This is a genomic window from Burkholderiales bacterium (assembly GCA_023511995.1).
In the GTDB taxonomy this organism is placed as follows: Bacteria; Pseudomonadota; Gammaproteobacteria; order Burkholderiales; family Thiobacteraceae; genus Thiobacter.
Window position 1 is genome coordinate 19,693 of the sequence record JAIMAL010000004.1, and the last position, 16,780, is coordinate 36,472.

Sequence of the window (16,780 nt, forward strand, 5' to 3'; positions counted from 1 at the left end):
GGCCCGCTACCAGAACTGGTACCAGGGGCGGGGATTGCCGGGCTGTTTCCCCCTGAGATAGGCGCTTTGGGGGAAATTGCGCTCCAGGATGCGCCGCGCATCGTCGCGCAACTCGGTGAGGCCCAGTTTGTCGTAGCTCGCCCAGAGGATGGCCAGCGCATCCTCATTGGCCGGAGCCTGGGGATACTGTTTGAGCAGGTTCTGGGCGCGGTTCACCGCGGCCACATAGGCGCCGCGGCGAAAGTAGTAGTGGGCCACGGCCGCCTCGTGTTTGGCCAGCGCATCCAGAAGGTAATTCATGCGCGCCAGGGCATCCGGGGTGTACCTGCTTTCCGGGAAACGGGTCACCAGCTCCTTGAAGGCCTCGAAGGCATCCCGCGCCGCCTGGGGATCGCGGTCGGACAAATCCTGCGTCACCAGATAGCCGAGGAAACCCAGATCGTCGTTGAAGTTGATCAGCCCCTTGAGATAGTAGGCGTAGTCCACATGGGGATGATTGGGATGCAGCTTGATGAAGCGGTCCGCCGCGGCCAGCGCGGAAGCGGTTTCGCGGGATTTGTAGTAGGCGTAGGCGATTTCCAGTTGCGCCTGCTGGGCGTAGCGGCCGTAGGGAAAGCGGGCTTCCAGGGTTTCGTAATATTTGATGGCCTTGTCGTAATCGCCCTCGGAGAGGGCGGCCTTGGCCTCTGTGTAGAGCTTCTGCGCCGACCAGCCGCGGGTTTCATCCTGCAGGTCGGGAAGCAGGCTGCAGCCGCCAAGCCAGAGGAGCAAAGCCAAAGCCAGAGCGTGGCGCATGGTGGAATCCACAACGATGAACAGCCGGGATTATAACGCAGCCGCTGCCACCCCCCCGCGGGAGTTCGTGGTGCCGCTGGAGCTCGCCGGCCGCCGGCTGGACCAGGTGCTGGCCCTGCTCATGCCGGAATACTCCCGCTCCCGCATTCAGTCCTGGATCGAGGCCGACGCCGTGAGGCTCAACGGCGCCAGCGCGCGCGCCCGGCAGAAAGTGTGGCCGGGTGCCGTAATCCGGGTGGTGCCGCGTCCCCATCCGGGGGAGCTGCCGGCGCAGCCCGAGGCCATGGTGCTCCCCATCGTTTACGAGGACGAGGCCATCCTGGTGCTCAACAAGCCGGCGGGGCTGGTGGTGCACCCCGGCAGCGGCAACTGGAGCGGCACCCTGATGAATGCGCTCCTCCACCATGCACCGGGGCTTGCGGCGGTGCCCCGCGCCGGCATCGTGCACCGCCTGGACAAGGACACCAGCGGCCTCATGGTGGTGGCGAAAACCATCGAGGCCCAGACGGACCTGCAACGGCAGCTTGCCGCCCGCAGTGTGCGCCGCGTCTATCTCGCCGTGGTGGAGGGACGGCTGTCCGGCGAAGGGCGCATCGAGGCGCCCATCGGCCGCCACCCGAAGGAACGTACCCGCATGGCGGTGGTGGAAAGGGGGAAGCCGGCGCTCACCCATTACCGGGTGCTGGAAACCTTCGCCACCGCGAGTCTGGTCGAATGCCGCCTTGAGACCGGCCGCACACACCAGATTCGCGTCCACATGCAGGCGTTGGGCCATCCCTTGCTGGGCGATCCGGTCTATGGCTCCCGCGAGGGCCGCCGGCGCCATTTCCGTCAGGCCCTGCACGCTACCGCCCTTTCCCTCACCCATCCCCTCAGCCGGGCCAGCTTGAGCTGGCAGGCGCCGCTGCCCGCCGACCTCGCCGCCCTCCTCGCGGGACTTGCCGCCCCATGAGGCCCTCCTCCTGGCTCGTTCCCGACTGGCCGGCGCCGGCTTCGGTGAGGGCTTTCGTCACCACCCGCGCCGGGGGGGTGAGCCGGGGCGCCTACGCCAGCATGAACCTTGCCGACCACGTGGGGGACGATCCCCGCAATGTCGCGGAAAACCGGGCGCGGCTGCGGGCGTTTTTGCCCGCCGAGCCCCATTGGCTGCGCCAGGTGCACGGGACGGGGGTCTATCGGGTGGAGGGGGGCGGCCCCCGGGAAGCCGATGCCTGCGTGTGCCGCACCCCGGCTGAGGTCTGCGTCGTTCTCACCGCCGATTGCCTGCCGGTGCTGCTGTGCGACCGGGCCGGGCAGGTGGTGGCCGCCGCCCACGCCGGCTGGCGGGGTCTTTGTCAGGGGGTACTGGAACGCACGGTGATGGCCATGGAAACCGACCCCGCGGCGCTGCTCGCCTGGCTGGGGCCGGCCATCGGCCCGCAGGCTTTCCAGGTGGGTGAGGAGGTGCGCGCCGCCTTCCTCGCCCATGACCCGGCGGCCGCCGCCGCTTTCGTCCCCGACGAGGCGGCCGGGCAGAGGGGCCGCTGGCGCGCCGATCTCTACCAGCTCGCCCGTCAGCGCCTCGCCCGCGCCGGCGTGCAGGCCGTGTATGGCGGCGGCCGCTGCACCTTTTCCGAGCCCGCGCATTTCTTCTCCTACCGCCGCGACGGCGCCACCGGCCGCATGGCGAGCCTCATCTGGCTTGAGCGGCGATGAGGGGGTGGCAGGGGACAGGTCCAGGGATCAGAGGGCAGGGATCAGGGCTCGGAAACTCTCCCGAAATTCTGCGGAGCTCCCTTTTATTCCTCGGGTGCCTTTGCCTCCCCGGGGTTTGAACCGCGGTCTGGTTTGCGAAAACGCCGCCATCGCCCTGGCTCAAGTTCCGACTTTGGCTGCCGTTGAAAGCCGGGATGATCCGGTTTCCTCTCTTTGCCAGCCTGCGCGGCCGTTTACTGCTTTTGCTTGCCCTGGTGGTTTTGCCCTGGGCGGCGGGCATGGCCTGGGATTTCTATGAGCAGTGGCGCGCGGAGCGGGCGCGGGCGGTGGAGGCCTTGCAGGCGCACGCCCGCGCTGCGGCACGGGAACAGCGCCTTTTCGTCGATCAGACGCGTACCCTGCTTTCGGTCCTGGCGGCCCTGCCCGAGGTGGCCCGGGGCGATGGGCCGGCCTGCCAGGCAAGGCTTGCCGGCCTGGAGTTGGCGGCTTCCGGCTATGGAAACATCGGTGTCATCGGTCCGGACGGGCGGGTGCTGTGCGACCTCGCTAAAGGCGCGGGCACTTACCTGGGTGACCGCGACTACTACCAGGCGGCGCAAAGCCGCCGTGACTTCGTCGCCGGCCATTACATCCTGGGGCGCATCACCGCGCGGCCGGTCCTGCCCGTGGCCTGGCCCGTGGTGGATCAGGAGGGCCGGGTGGGGCGGGTGGTTTATGCCGCCTTGGACGTGCTGTGGTTGCAGCGCCTTTTGGAGACGACGGGCCTCAGGCCGGGGGCGGCAGCAAGCCTCCTGGACCGGGAAGGCATCGTCCTGGCTCGGGTGCCCGCGGATGAGGGGCGGGTGGGCCGGCCCCATTCCGACCCCGCCCTGGTGGAGGCGATCCGTCGCGGTGGGGAGGGGCTTTTGGAGGCGACAGGCGAGGGGCGGCTCATCGCCCATGTCCCCCTGCGGGTGGGGCAGGAGGAGGTGGCACATCTGGCGGTGAGCGTGCCGCTGGCGGCGATCGAAAAGCCCCTGCGGGCCCGCTTCATCCGCCAGACCCTCTTCCTCGTCCTGGCCACGCTAATCCTTTTCGGCTTCGCCTGGCTCATCAGCGAACGCCTCCTCATCCGGCAGCTCACGGCCCTGCGTGGTCTGGTGCATCGCCTGGCGGCGGGGGAGTGGAGTGCCCGCTCCGGCATCGAGGCGAGCGGCGAGCTGGGGGAACTTGCGCGCAGTCTCGATGCCCTGGGCGCAGTCCTCAAGCAATCCCAGCTCCGTTTCGAGCGGGTGCTGGAGGTGGCGCCAGAAGGCATCCTGCTCACCGATGCTGCGGGACGCATCGTCATCGCCAATGGGCGCTGCGAAACCCTTTTCGGCTATGCCCGGGAGGAACTTCTGGGACAGCCCATCGAGCTACTGCTACTGGAGGAGCGGCGGGCGCCCCACCGGGAGATGCGCGCAGCCTACATGCAAAAGCCGCGGCTGAGGGAAATGGGTAGCCCAGGCCTTGACTTGGTGGCGCGGCGCAAGGATGGCACGGTCTTCCCGGTGGATGTGAGCCTCGGGCCCCTGGAAACGGAGCAGGGCACCTGGGTGGTGGCGGTGGTGCGCGATATGAGCGAGCGCAAACGCTTCGAGGAGGAGATTTTGCGCCAGGCCACCCACGATGCCCTCACCGGCCTGCCGAACCGGACGTTATTCCGCCAGCTGCTGGAACAGGCCATGAGCCAGGCGCAGCGGGATGAAACCCTGCTGGCGGTGATTTTCCTCGATCTCGATGGTTTCAAGACCATCAACGACACCCTGGGGCACAGCGCGGGAGATGGGCTGCTCACCCAGGTGGCGGCACGGCTTCGCGCCGCTCTGCGGGCTTCCGACGTGGTGGCGCGACAGGGTGGAGACGAGTTCACCATCCTGGTATCCGGTGTCCGCCACATCCAGGACGTGACCCGGGTGGCGGAAAAGCTCCTTGCCGTGATCGCGAAGCCCTACGAGGTGGAGGGACGGGAGGTGGACGTCACGGCGAGTCTGGGCATCACCCTCTATCCCATCGACGATGCCGATGCCGACAATCTCCTGCGCAACGCCGACACCGCTATGTACCGTGCCAAACACGAGGGGCGCAACCGGTACAGCTTCTATACGGCGGAAATGAACGCCGAGGTGCGTCACCGCCTGGAAATGGAAACCGGCCTACGCCGCGCGCTGCGGGAGGGGCAATTCGAGGTCTTCTACCAGGCCCAGGTGCGGGTGAAAGATGGGGCCTGGGTGGGGCTGGAGGCGCTGATCCGCTGGCGCCATCCCGAACGGGGCCTGGTGCTCCCCGGCGAATTCATTGCCATCGCGGAGGAGTCCGGGCTCATCGAGCCCATTGGCGAGTGGGTGCTTGCCACCGTCTGTCGCCAGATCGCGGAGTGGAAGCGGCGCGGGCTGCCGCCCCTGCGGGTGGCGGTGAATCTCTCCGCCCGCCAGTTCGGCAAGGCAAGCCTCCTCGACGACGTGGCGGCCATCCTCACTGGGCCGGGCATGGGGCAGTGTGGCAGCCTGCTGGAGCTGGAGGTGACGGAAAGCATCCTCATGGGCGATTCCCAGCGCAGCGCCGCCCTCCTGGAAGGGCTGCGGGCGCTGGGGTTGGGGCTTGCCATCGACGACTTCGGCACCGGTTATTCCAGCCTGAGCTACCTCAAGCGTTTTCCCCTACGGCGCTCAAAATCGACCGCAGCTTCATCGACGGCGTGGTGGAGGATGCCAACGACGCCGCCATCGCCCGCGCCATCATCGAGCTTGCCCATAGTCTGCATCTTGCCGTGGTGGCCGAGGGGGTGGAAACCCCCGCCCAGTGGCAATGGCTCAAGGAGCACGGCTGCGACCTCGCCCAAGGCTATCTCTTCGGCCGGCCCATGCCGGCGGCCGAGGTGGAGGCCCAGATGCGGGAGCGCTGCGCCCCCATTGAGGCCTGAGGGGCCAAAACCGGCAAGGGCGCCAGGGATCCCGGCCGTCACCCATGGGCCCCGAAAGGCCCCCTGATCGCCGACAAATGCGATAATCACGCTTTTTGCCGGCCCATTTTGCCGGGGTGAATGTGAGCAGCCTGAGTCTGATCGTGCTGGCAAGCCTTGCCGGCGGGGTGCTGAGTCTTGCCGTGGCGGCCGGGGTGGCCTTTTCCGCCAGCGCGGCGCTGGTGCCGGTGCTGGTGAGCTACGCCATTGGCGCCCTGCTGGGCGCGGCGTTTCTGGAAATCCTGCCCCATGCGGTGGAGCAGGCGGGCAGTGTGGAGCGGGTGAGCGCCACGCTGCTTTTGGGTATCCTCGCCTTTTTCCTTCTGGAAAAACTCGTGTTGTGGCGGCACTGCCACACCGATGCCTGCGAAGCCCACGCGCCGGACCAGGACCACCACGATCATGGTCGCAGCGGCCTCATGATCACCATCGGCGATACCTTCCACAACTTCGTCGATGGGGTGATCATCGCCGCGGCCTTTCTCACCAGTGTGCCCCTCGGCATCATCACAGCGCTGGCCATCATCGCCCATGAAATCCCCCAGGAGGTGGGCGATTTTCTCATCCTGCTCCATTCCGGTTACAGCAAGGCGCAGGCCTTCGCCCTCAACCTGGCATCTAGCCTGGCCACCCTGGTGGGCGGGGTGCTTGCCTGGTACACCCTGGAATCGATGCAGCAATGGGTGCCCATTGCCCTGGGGCTCGCCGCGGCGAGCATGATTTACGTGGCGGTGGCCGACCTCATCCCCGGCCTGCACAGGCGGGTGGAGTTGCGCGCCACCCTGCAGCAGGTGTCATTGATTGCCCTCGGGGTGGCCACCATCCTGGGCGTGGAGGGATTGACGGGCCACCTTGCGTAGCCTGCGACCCATGAGCCAGAGCAGGCTCGCTACCGGCAGCACGCCCCAGGCGAGGAAAAGGATGAGCCCTTGGCTGAAACTTTTTGCCGTGAGCGCCATCAGCAGGACCACATAAAGCCAGCCGATGACAACGATATACATGGGATCCATCCCCCGCGAGCCATGGTTCCGCTGCCATTGTAGAGGATCAGAGGGGCAAGGCAGAAAGCCCCCTTGGAGCCGGGCCTGGCCGGCTTTTGACGTTTCCCCAGCCACACAGGTTTTGCCATGAAAACGGCCCCCAGAATCGGTTTTGTCTCCCTTGGCTGTCCCAAGGCGACGGTGGATGCCGAACACATCCTCACCCGCCTGCGCGCCGAGGGTTATGAAGTGGTGGGCAGCTATGCGGAGGCGGATGTGGTCGTGGTCAACACCTGCGGCTTCATCGACGCCGCGGTGGAGGAATCCCTGGATGCCATCGGCGAGGCGCTGCAGGAAAACGGCAGGGTGATCGTCACCGGCTGCCTCGGGGCGCGGCGGGAGGTGATCATGGCGCGCCATCCCGAGGTGCTGGCGGTGACCGGTCCCCATGCCCTGGAGGCGGTGATGGAGGCGGTGCACACCGTCCTGCCCCGGCCCCACGATCCCTTCCTGGACCTGGTGCCGCCCCAGGGGGTGCGGCTGACGCCGCGGCATTACGCCTACCTCAAGATCTCCGAGGGCTGCAATCACCGCTGCGCCTTCTGCATCATCCCCAGCCTGCGCGGCGATCTCGTCAGTCGGCCGGTGCACGAGGTGATGCGGGAGGCGGAAAGCCTGGTTGAGGCCGGCGTGAAGGAGATTCTGGTAGTCTCCCAGGACACCAGCGCCTACGGGGTGGACGTCAGATACCGCACGGGCTTCCACAACGGCCGGCCCCTGCGCACGCGTCTTACGGAACTGGCCACTGCCCTGGGGGAATTGGGGGTGTGGGTCCGTCTGCACTACGTCTATCCCTATCCCCATGTGGACGAGCTGATTCCCCTCATGGCGGAGGGCCGCATCCTGCCCTATCTCGATGTTCCCTTTCAGCACGCCAGCCCGCGCATCCTCAAGGCCATGAAACGCCCCGCCGCTACGGAGGACGTGCTGGCGCGCATCCGCCGCTGGCGGGAAATCTGCCCGGAGCTCGTCATCCGCAGCACCTTCATCGTCGGCTTCCCTGGTGAGACGGAAGAGGACTTCCAGGCGCTGCTCGCCTTTCTGGAGGAAGCCCGGTTGGACCGCGTCGGCTGTTTCACCTATTCGCCGGTGGCGGGTGCAGCGGCCAACGCACTGCCTGACCCGGTGCCGGAGGCGGTGAAGGAGGAACGCCGCCAGCGGCTCATGCTGGTGCAGGAGGACATCAGCCGCGAGCGTCTGCAGGGGCGCGTGGGGCGGCGGCTTAAGGTGCTGGTGGACGAAGTGGACGAAGAAGGGGCGATCGCCCGCTCGGTGGCCGATGCGCCGGAAATCGACGGTCTGGTCTATGTCACCGACGGTCAGGATCTCCACCCTGGCGAATTCGTCGAGGTCACGGTGACCGACGCCGACACCCACGATCTCTGGGCGCATCTTGCCCCTTGACCCCGAGCCCCATGGGGATGTTGCCCGCAGCCGGCAGGCGGGATGCTAGGATTAGGTCAGCGAGGAGTGCCGCCATGCAGAATTTCCACCACATCATCGAGGCCGTCCAGACCAACTGCTACATCAACGATGCGCGGCATGCCCAGGACATGACCATGTGCACCTATCTCCTGGAAATGCGCCAGTTCTACCGCTGGGAGCACAGCCTGCCCCACTTTGCCCGTTTGCCCAAGGAAGAGCTGGGGGCGTGGCTGTCGGAGCGGGAGGCGCTCTGGCAGGACCTGGAGGATCAGGACTACCGCCCGGTGCCGGTGCCCTCCGGCCCACGCGATCCCTTCGATACCGAGGCCATCAACGCCGATCTCGTGCCGGAGGGTTATGTCTATGGCGGCGGCATCGGCCGCTTCCAGCGCCCCCATTTCTTTCTTGCGCGCCTTCACCGGCATGAAGTGCGCCAGGGTTTCACCGTGCTCGTTGCCGATTGCGAGTATGCCCGCGATCTCATCGCGCCGCCCGCGGCCCTGCAAAACCGCACCATCTATCTGCGGCGGGAGGCGGTGCAGGATTTCCTCTGGAGTAAGGTGGAGGAGTGGAGCTGGAAGCGGCAGGACAATGCCCTGGGGCGGGCGCTCGCCTGCTACGACTTCGACGCCCATCCCGATGCCGCCCTGGAACGCATGACCGAGGTGGAAGGGGAGGCGATGATCCTCCACGAACTGGGCGAGGGGCTGGCGGGGGAATGCCTCGGTGAAGCGCGCTGGCAGACGGTGCTGGCCGGCTGCACCCGGCACAAGCCGGAAATCGTCGCCCGCGCGGTGCGCGACCATCTCGCCGACTGCCTGGTGACGCTGCCCACGCTCTTGGAACGGGGCGTGGACAGTTCCATCCACTTCTACTTCGGCAATTTCACCGGCATGCGGCGCAAGCTCTTCCCCGCCGCCTATGCCGCCTACCGGGAGAGTCTCGAGGCGGGCAACTGGTCACGGCTTGCCGAAACCGTGGCAAGGGGACGGGAGCACTGGGAGGCCGTGGCGCGCCGCATCCTGGCGGTGGACCCCGCCGACCCCGAGCGGGAGCGCAGGCTCGCCGAGCTTGCCGACTCGGCGGTGCTTTAGCCCGGCACTCCAGCGTATCCCTGGTCGCGGAGGCTTACTCGCCGTCGTTTTTTGCCGGGCGGACGAGTTTCACCACCTTGGCCGACTTGGGCGCCTCGTCGGGATAGTAGGGCCGCATGGGGGCCAGTCCCAGTTGTTCGGCCAGTTCCCTTTCCCGTGCGGCGATGAGGCCGAAACACTCGCGGATGTCGCGGATGGTGCTCTCCCGCAGGGGATTGGGGCGGCCGCCGACAGGGGTGACGTCCTTGACCACGGCGGCCAGCACCTTGCGCATCACGCGCAGGATTTGCTGTTCCTTGGTCAATTCCTGATGGGAAGTGGGGTCGTTCATGGCTTCACCTCGGATCACGGCTTTCACGCCGAGGGGCACACTGTACGCCCTTGCGCGCGCCCCGTCCATTCCCCGCCCAGGGAGGGGCTTGGCAGGCGTGCCCTTTTTGTCCCGCGGCCGCCGGTGCGCCGCATGTTCCGGGCCACCCCCGGGGTCTGATGCTTTTGCGCGGGATGATGGTCAGCTCACCTCGTAGCCGGCTTCGCGGATTGCGGTCTTCAACTGCTCCGGCCGGGCGCGGGCCGGGTCGTAGTTGACATCCACCCTGCCGGTATTGAGGTCCACCTCCACCAGCGACACGCCATCGATGGCGGTGAGCACCCGCTTGACGCTGTTGGCACAGCCGCCGCAGGTCATGCCTTTGACATCGAGGGTGATGTTTTCCAACATGGCTTCTCCTTCCGTTGCGAAATCAAAGTCCGGGCCGCCAACGCTTGAGGAGCAGGGCATTGCTCACCACCGAGACCGAACTCATGGCCATGGCGGCGCCGGCGATGACCGGATTGAGCAGCCCCAGGGCGGCCAGGGGAATGCCCAGCACGTTGTAGACGAAGGCGAAAAAGAGATTTTGCCGGATCTTGGCCAGGGTGGCGCGGGAAAGGGAGATGGCATCGGCCACACTCATCAGGCTGTTGCCCATGAGGGTGATGTCCGCCGCCTCGATGGCCACGTCGGCGCCACTGCCGATGGCAAAGCCCACATCGGCGGCGGCAAGCGCAGGGGCATCGTTGATGCCATCCCCCACCATGCCCACGCGCCGGCCTTCCCGGCGCCGTTGCTCCACTGCCGCCGCCTTGTCCGCCGGCAGCACTTCCGCCAGGTACTCCTCGATACCTGCAGCCTGGGCGATGGCGCGCGCGGTATGGGCGTGATCTCCGGTGAGCATGATAAGACGCAGACCCATGCCCTTGAGCCGCCTCACCGCCGCCGGCGTGTCCGGCCGCAGGCGGTCGGCAAGCGTAAGCCAGCCAAGGAAGCGGCTGCGGCTGCCCACCCCCACCACCGTCTTGCCCTGGGCAAGCAGGGCCTCCACCCCGCCTGCGGTGGGGACGCCCATTTCCTTGAGCCAGGCCGGCGAGCCGGCGTACCAGGTTTCGTCTTCCCCGTTCATCAGCCGGGCCGAAACCCCCTTGCCGGCCACGTTTACGAAATCGCTCACCGGCCGGGGGACGAGGCCCCGCCGCGCGGCCTCGTCGAGAATGGCCACGGCCAGGGGATGACGCGACCCCTGTTCAAGGCTTGCGGCGTGGCCCAGCAAGGTGGCTTCCTCCACGCCCGCCGCCGGCAGGATGTCGGTGAGCCCCGGCCGGCCTTCGGTGAGGGTGCCGGTCTTGTCCACGATGAGGGTGTCGATGCGCCCGGCAAGCTCGAGGGCGCGCGCATCCCGCACCAGGATGCCGGCCTGGGCGCCGCGGCCCATGCCCACCATGATGGCCGTGGGGGTGGCGAGCCCCAGGGCACAGGGGCAGGCGATCACGAGCACGGCGACGGCATTGATGAGGGCCTGGGTGAAATCCCCCGCGAGCGTCCACCAGAGGGCGAAGGTGAGTAGCGCCACCGTCATGACCGCCGGCACGAAGATGCCGGAGACTTTGTCCGCCAGCCGCGCGATGGGGGCCTTGGATCCCTGCGCCTCCTCCACCAGACGCACGATGTGGGCAAGTTGCGTGTCCGCCCCCACGCTGATGGCGCGGATCATGAGCCGCCCTTCCAGGTTCTGTGTGCCGGCATAGACCCTGCTGCCGGCGGTCTTGCGCCGTAGCCGGCTCTCCCCGGTGAGCATGGCTTCGTCCACGCTGGAATCCCCCTCCACCACCTCACCGTCCACCGGTACCCGCTCCCCGGCTCCCACTTCGCAGAGGTCGCCGACGCGGACCTCGTCGAGGGGGATCTCACGCACGGTCTCTCCGCGCCGCACGCGCACCGTGCGCGGGGTGAGTCGCAGTAAGGCTTCCACCGCCGCGGAGGTGCGGCTCTTGGCTCGCGCCTCGAGCAGCTTGCCCAGCAGTACGAGGGTGATCACCGCCGCGGAAGCCTCGAAATAGACGTGCTGATCGAGGCGGAAGAGGGTGACTACGGCAGAATGGAGCCAGGCCATGCTGGTGCCCAGCGCCACCAGCACGTCCATGTTGGCGCTGCCGCCGCGCAGGGCATGCCAGGCCCCCACATAGAAGCGGCGACCCGCCCAGAATTGCACCGGCGTGGCGAGGATCAGCTGCAACCAGCGGGGCAGGAGCTCATGGGGCAGTCCGAAAAGGGGCGCCACCATCTGCAGGAGGAGGGGCAGGGTGAGGAGCAGAGCAAGCGAGAAGAGCGCGAGCTCCCGCCGCCAGGCCGCCTCCCGTTCCCGCCGCAGGGCTTCCCGGTCACGCGCCAGGATGGGCCGCGCCTCGTAGCCGGCGCGCCGCACCGCCTGGATGAGGTCTGCCGTGGAGACACGGCCCGGATCGAAACGGACCTGCGCCCGTTCGGCGGCGAAATTCACCTGCGCCTCCACCCCGGGCAGCGCATTGAGCACCTTCTCGATGCGGGTGGCGCAGGCGGCGCAGGTCATGCCGTCAAGGGCGAGATCGACGCGTTGGGGAGGCACCTCGAAGCCGCTTTTGCGAATGAGGGCGATGAGGTCGGTGGGCGCTACCTGGCGCGGGTCGTAGACGATACGCGCTTTTTCCGCGGCGAGATTGACCTCTGCCTTCACCCCCGGCTGGCGGTTCAGGGCCTTCTCGATCCGCGCCGCACAGGCGGCACAGGTCATCCCCTCAATGGGTAGCTCAATGCGGGTTTCGTCGTTCATACAGGGGTCAGGGGTCAGGGATCAGGGATCAGGCATCAGAAATCAGGGATCAGGAATTGTTCCGGGGCCTTCTGCGTCCTCCACACCAGCAATTAGACCTCGGGTATCAGAAACTCTCCCGAGCCCCTCCACGTCTTCCGTGATTCAACGCCCCCTTCGGGGGTCGTCGCGTCCGTTTTGGTTTGGCTTTCCCAGGGCTTCAAGACTGCCTCCCCATGGACGTTATTGTAGCCAAGGGGGCATGCGGGTTGCCCCCGGCGCGCGGATGTTTGACAATGGCATCGGTGCGTAGCGGACTACGGTGTCGGAATGCGCCGGGTGCGCCGCAAGCCGTCGTCCTCAGGAAGGGGGAACCATGGAAACCTACGAACGGATTCGCAGCCTGATCGCCAAGGAATTCAACATCAACGAAGCCGATCTCAAGCCCGACAGCAGGCTCGAGGATTTTGGTCTCGATTCGCTGTCGGTCATCGAGTTCATGTTCACGCTGGAAAGCGAGTTCGACATCGTCCTCTCCGAAGAGCGGGAGAAAATCGAGACGCTGCAGGACATCGTGAACATGGTGGACCGTCTGCTGGCGGCCAAACAGGCCGGCGGGAGTGCCCCTGCATGACACGGCGTGTGGTGGTCACGGGGCTGGGCGTGGCCTCGGCCTGCGGCATCGGCTGCGAGCCCTTTCTTGCCAATCTCATGGCGGGGCGGTCCGGCATCAGCCGGCTGCCGGTGGAGATGGGGCCGCATCCCATGCACTGCGTGGCGGCCCGCATCACTGAGGACCTCGCCCCCCATTGCCCGAAGGAGGCGACGGGGACGGACCGCGTCACCCAGCTCGCCATGATCGCCGCGCAGCAAGCCCTGCGCGATGCCGGGATCGAACCCGGCAGCGTCGATCCGCTGCGGGTGGCGGTCTATCTTGGCACCGGCATGGGTGGGGCCACGACGCTCGATGAGTCCTACAAGGAAGTCTACGAGAAAAAGGCGGCGCGCCTCAAACCCACCACCGTGTTGCGGGTGATGAACAATGCGCCGACGGCGCACATCTCCCTCGCCTGGGGTTTCAAGGGGCCCACCCTCACCTACAGTGTGGCCTGTGCCTCTTCCGCCGTGGCCATCGGTGAGGGAATGCGCCTCATCCAGCACGGCCAGGCGGACGTGGTGGTGGCGGGGGGCAGTGAGGCGCTCCTCGCCTACGGCATCGTCAAGGCGTGGCAGGCCCTGCACACCCTCGCCCTGGAGCCGCCGGAAGGGCCGCAGGCGGCTTCGCGGCCCTTTGCCAAGGATCGCACCGGCCTGGTGCTGGGCGAGGGGGCGGGCATCCTCATTCTCGAATCCCTGGAACATGCGCGGGGGCGGGGCGCGAAAATCTACGGGGAAATGGTGGGCTATGGATTGTCCAGCGATGCCGCCCACATCACCAAGCCTTCGGCCGAGGGCCAGGTGCGCGCCATCCGCGGCGCGCTGGAGGATGCGGGACTGGCGCCGGAGGCCATCGGCTACATCAATGCCCACGGCACGGCCACCCAGGTGGGTGATGAGGCGGAAACCGCCGCCATCAAGGAAGTGTTCGGCGCGCACGCCTACCGGCTTGCCGTGAGTTCCACCAAGTCCATGCACGGCCATACCCTGGGGGCGGCGGGGGCGCTGGAGATGGTGGTGACCCTGCTTGCGCTGGCCAGACAGGCGGTGCCGCCCACGGCCCATCTTTTCCTGCCGGACCCGGCCTGTGATCTCGATTACGTTCCCCACGTGGGGCGCAGCAACGTGCCCCTCGAGGCGGTCATGTCCAATTCCTTTGCCTTTGGCGGCACTAACGCCGTGCTGGTGGCCAGACGCCTCGACTGAGGCGGCTTTCGCCACTCACTCCCCCCGCGGGTGGGATTCCGGCCGCAGATGGGGGAAGAGGATCACATCGCGGATGTTGGCGCGGTCGGTGAGGAGCATGACAAAGCGGTCGATGCCGATGCCGCAGCCGGCAGTGGGAGGCAGGCCGTATTCCAGGGCGCGGATGTAATCGGCGTCGTAGTGCATCGCCTCCACATTGCCCGCTTCCTTCTGCCGGGCCTGTTCCAGAAAGCGCTCGGCCTGATCCTCGGGATCGTTGAGCTCGGAAAAGCCATTGGCGATCTCCCGCCCGGCGATGAAGAGCTCGAAGCGTTCGGTGATTTCCGGATGCTTGTCGCTGCGCCGCGCCAGCGGGGAGGTCTCCGCCGGATAGTCCACGATATAGGTGGGCTCGAAGAGAAGTGCCTCGGTGGTCTCCTCGAAGAGGGTGGTCTGCAGCCCGCCCAGGCCATCCTCCTTGCGGTACTCCACGCCATGCTCCTCGAACCAGCGGATGAGGAAGGCGCGGTCAGAAAGCTGGGCGGTGGTGAATTCCGGGTGATGGTGCAGCACCGCCTGCACCATGGTCATGCGCTGGAAGGGTTTGGCGAAATCGATGCCACGGCCCTGGTATTCGATGCGGGTGCGGCCCAGCACCTTTTGCGTGATTTCCCGCAGCATGGTTTCCACGAAGTCCATGAGGAAACGGTAGTCCTTGTAGGCCGCGTAGAACTCCAGCATGGTGAATTCCGGGTTGTGCCGCGGCGACAAGCCCTCGTTGCGGAAGTTGCGGTTGATCTCGAACACCTGCTCGAAGCCCCCCACCACCAGCCGCTTGAGATAGAGCTCCGGGGCGATGCGGAGATACAGGGGCATGTCCAGCGCGTTGTGATGGGTGACGAAGGGCCGCGCCGCCGCCCCGCCGGGAATGGGGTGCATCATCGGCGTTTCCACTTCGAGAAAACCCTGGGCATTGAGGAAATCGCGAAAGGCCTGGACGATGCGCGAACGAAGGACGAAGGTGAGCCGGGAGTCCTCGTTCATGATGAGGTCCACATAGCGCTGACGGTATTTGAGCTCCTGATCCGCGAGGCCATGGAACTTGTCCGGCAGAGGGCGGATGGCCTTGGTCAGGAGGCGCACCTCCTTGGCCCGCACCGACAGCTCCCCCTTGTTGGTCTTGAACAGCACGCCACGCACGCCGATGATGTCGCCCAGGTCATAGTGTTTGAACGCGTCGTGGGCGGCTTGGCCGGTGTGGTCGTCGGAGACGTAAATCTGGATGCGTCCGCTCATGTCCTGCAAGGTGGCGAAGCTTGCCTTGCCCATCACCCGCTTGAGCATGATGCGCCCTGCCACGGACACCGGCACGGCGAGGGCCTCCAGCTCCTCCCGCGAGCGGTCTTCGTAGGCGGCGGCAAGGGCCTGCGCGAGGTGCTCCCGCTCGAAATCGTTGGGGAAGGCCACGCCTTGGTTGCGCAGGGCGCGCAGCTTGGCGCGGCGCTCGGCAATGAGTTGGTTTTCGTCGTGAGTGGGCTGCGCGTCGTTCATGGAATCACTCGGCTCTGTGGGGCGTGAACAATGGTGCTCCAGTATATGCCGCCGGCAAAAGGCCTGCCACGCGGGCATGGGATGCCGATGCCCGGCAGTATCCCTTGCGACAAGGGGGGCGGGCCATCGAATCAGACGCCCTGCTTGAGACTCGCCTCGATGAAGACATCGAGATCCCCATCGAGCACCTTCTGCGTGTTGGCCACCTCCACATTGGTGCGCAGGTCCTTGATGCGCGACTGGTCCAGCACATAGGAGCGGATTTGATGGCCCCAGCCCACATCGGATTTGGCGGCCTCCAGTTTCTGCTGTTCCGCCTGACGCTTGCGCAGCTCCAGCTCGTAGAGGCGTGCCTTGAGCATGGCCATGGCTTCCGCCTTGTTGCGGTGTTGTGAGCGGTCGTTCTGGCATTGGACAACGATGCCAGTGGGCAGATGCGTGATGCGCACTGCGGAATCGGTCTTGTTGATGTGCTGGCCGCCCGCTCCAGAGGCGCGGAAGGTGTCGATCTTGAGGTCCGCCGGGTTGATGTCGATCTCGATGGACTCATCCACCTCCGGATAGACGAAGACACTGGCGAAGGAGGTGTGGCGGCCGCCGGCGGAATCGAAGGGGCTCTTGCGCACCAGCCGGTGCACGCCGGTTTCCGTGCGCAAGTAGCCGTAGGCGTAATCGCCTTCCACCTTGATGGTGGCGGAACGGATGCCGGCCACATCGCCTTCGGTCTGCTCCAGAATCTCCGTTTTGAAGCCCTTGCGCTCGCAATACTTGAGATACTGCCGCAGCAGCATGGCGGCCCAGTCGCAGGCCTCCGTGCCGCCGGCGCCGGCCTGGATGTCGATGAAGCAGTTGTTGGGGTCCATGGGGTTGGAGAACATGCGCCGGAATTCCAGCTCGGCGACGGTGTTCTCCAGCCGGCGCGTGTCGGCTTCCAGGGCCTCGAGGGTGGCGTCGTCGTTTTCCGCGCGCGCCATCTCGAAGAGCTCGCGCGCATCGCGCAGCTCCGCGTCAAGGGTGCTCAGGGTGTGGACCACTGCCTCCAGGGCGCGCCGTTCCTTGCCCAGGGCCTCGGCCTGCTTGGGGTCATTCCAGACTGCGGGGTCCTCCAGTTGCTGGACGACCTCGGCAAGACGGGTTTGCCGGCCTTCGAAGTCAAAGATACCTCCGTAACTCGGCGCTGCGCTGGGCGAGATCGTCGAGACGGTGGGCGAGGGCATTGAGACGTTCTGCTTCCATGGGGATTTCCGCAAA

At 66.5% G+C, this 16,780-nt stretch carries 15 protein-coding genes; 8 read left to right on the plus strand and 7 right to left on the minus strand.

The features are described 5' to 3' along the window. Positions 1-6: 6 nt before the first annotated feature. Positions 7-795: an outer membrane protein assembly factor BamD gene (locus tag K6T56_03100; protein MCL6555332.1), complete on the minus strand. Its 789-nt coding sequence runs from the start codon at positions 793-795 to the stop codon at positions 7-9. Here K6T56_03100 and K6T56_03105 point away from each other — a divergent pair. The 4 genes from K6T56_03105 to K6T56_03120 all read left to right on the plus strand — a co-directional run bounded on the left by K6T56_03105 (position 794) and on the right by K6T56_03120 (position 6,333). Further along, complete coding sequence (locus K6T56_03105; GenBank protein MCL6555333.1) at positions 794-1,747, plus strand: RluA family pseudouridine synthase; 954 nt, start codon at positions 794-796, stop codon at positions 1,745-1,747. The two genes, K6T56_03100 and K6T56_03105, sit on opposite strands and share 2 nt — an antisense overlap. Beyond that, positions 1,744-2,490, plus strand: a complete 747-nt coding sequence (gene pgeF, locus K6T56_03110) for a peptidoglycan editing factor PgeF (protein ID MCL6555334.1) — start codon at positions 1,744-1,746, stop codon at positions 2,488-2,490. Before K6T56_03105 ends, pgeF begins: the two co-directional genes overlap by 4 nt. A 194-nt stretch (positions 2,491-2,684) precedes the next feature. Beyond that, positions 2,685-5,501 (plus strand): diguanylate cyclase, encoded by a 2,817-nt coding sequence (locus K6T56_03115; protein MCL6555335.1) that lies wholly within the window; start codon positions 2,685-2,687, stop codon positions 5,499-5,501. A 55-nt stretch (positions 5,502-5,556) separates the two neighbouring features. Further along, positions 5,557-6,333: a ZIP family metal transporter gene (locus K6T56_03120; GenBank protein ID MCL6555336.1), complete on the plus strand. Its 777-nt coding sequence runs from the start codon at positions 5,557-5,559 to the stop codon at positions 6,331-6,333. Here the strand turns inward: K6T56_03120 and K6T56_03125 are convergent. Further along, the gene (locus tag K6T56_03125; protein ID MCL6555337.1) at positions 6,268-6,474 is read right to left on the minus strand and encodes a hypothetical protein; all 207 of its coding nucleotides are present in this window, start codon (positions 6,472-6,474) and stop codon (positions 6,268-6,270) included. The two genes, K6T56_03120 and K6T56_03125, sit on opposite strands and share 66 nt — an antisense overlap. 126 nt (positions 6,475-6,600) lie before the next feature. Here K6T56_03125 and rimO point away from each other — a divergent pair, with 126 nt between their 5' ends. Both rimO and K6T56_03135 read left to right on the plus strand, forming a co-directional pair. Further along, entirely contained in the window at positions 6,601-7,917 is a 1,317-nt protein-coding gene (gene rimO / locus K6T56_03130; GenBank protein ID MCL6555338.1) for a 30S ribosomal protein S12 methylthiotransferase RimO, read from the plus strand. 74 nt (positions 7,918-7,991) lie between these two features. Continuing rightward, on the plus strand, positions 7,992-9,032 hold the full coding sequence (locus tag K6T56_03135) for a hypothetical protein (protein MCL6555339.1): 1,041 nt from the start codon (positions 7,992-7,994) through the stop codon (positions 9,030-9,032). Positions 9,033-9,066: 34 nt separating this feature from the next. Here the strand turns inward: K6T56_03135 and K6T56_03140 are convergent, their stop codons facing one another. The 3 genes from K6T56_03140 to K6T56_03150 form a co-directional block, all read right to left on the minus strand. Further along, positions 9,067-9,363, minus strand: a complete 297-nt coding sequence (locus tag K6T56_03140) for a hypothetical protein (protein ID MCL6555340.1) — start codon at positions 9,361-9,363, stop codon at positions 9,067-9,069. Between the two features lie 180 nt (positions 9,364-9,543). Beyond that, the gene (locus K6T56_03145; GenBank protein MCL6555341.1) at positions 9,544-9,753 is read right to left on the minus strand and encodes a copper ion binding protein; all 210 of its coding nucleotides are present in this window, start codon (positions 9,751-9,753) and stop codon (positions 9,544-9,546) included. Between the two features lie 22 nt (positions 9,754-9,775). Then, positions 9,776-12,157 (minus strand): heavy metal translocating P-type ATPase, encoded by a 2,382-nt coding sequence (locus K6T56_03150; protein MCL6555342.1) that lies wholly within the window; start codon positions 12,155-12,157, stop codon positions 9,776-9,778. Between the two features lie 355 nt (positions 12,158-12,512). On the opposite strand from K6T56_03150, the gene K6T56_03155 reads away from it, so the two are divergent. Beyond that, on the plus strand, positions 12,513-12,770 hold the full coding sequence (locus K6T56_03155; protein ID MCL6555343.1) for an acyl carrier protein: 258 nt from the start codon (positions 12,513-12,515) through the stop codon (positions 12,768-12,770). Next, positions 12,767-13,999, plus strand: a complete 1,233-nt coding sequence (locus K6T56_03160) for a beta-ketoacyl-[acyl-carrier-protein] synthase family protein (protein MCL6555344.1) — start codon at positions 12,767-12,769, stop codon at positions 13,997-13,999. Before K6T56_03155 ends, K6T56_03160 begins: the two co-directional genes overlap by 4 nt. Positions 14,000-14,014: 15 nt before the next feature. On the opposite strand, the gene lysS is transcribed toward K6T56_03160, so the two are convergent. Both lysS and prfB read right to left on the minus strand, forming a co-directional pair. Further along, positions 14,015-15,529, minus strand: coding sequence for a lysine--tRNA ligase (gene lysS / locus K6T56_03165; protein ID MCL6555345.1), 1,515 nt, complete (start codon positions 15,527-15,529; stop codon positions 14,015-14,017). A gap of 131 nt (positions 15,530-15,660) precedes the next feature. Next, positions 15,661-16,765 (minus strand): peptide chain release factor 2 gene (gene prfB / locus K6T56_03170; GenBank protein ID MCL6555346.1). Its coding sequence is split into 2 segments (ribosomal slippage): positions 15,661-16,683 and positions 16,685-16,765, totalling 1,104 coding nucleotides; the frame shifts between segments, so codons are not numbered across the junction. Positions 16,766-16,780: the final 15 nt, after the last annotated feature.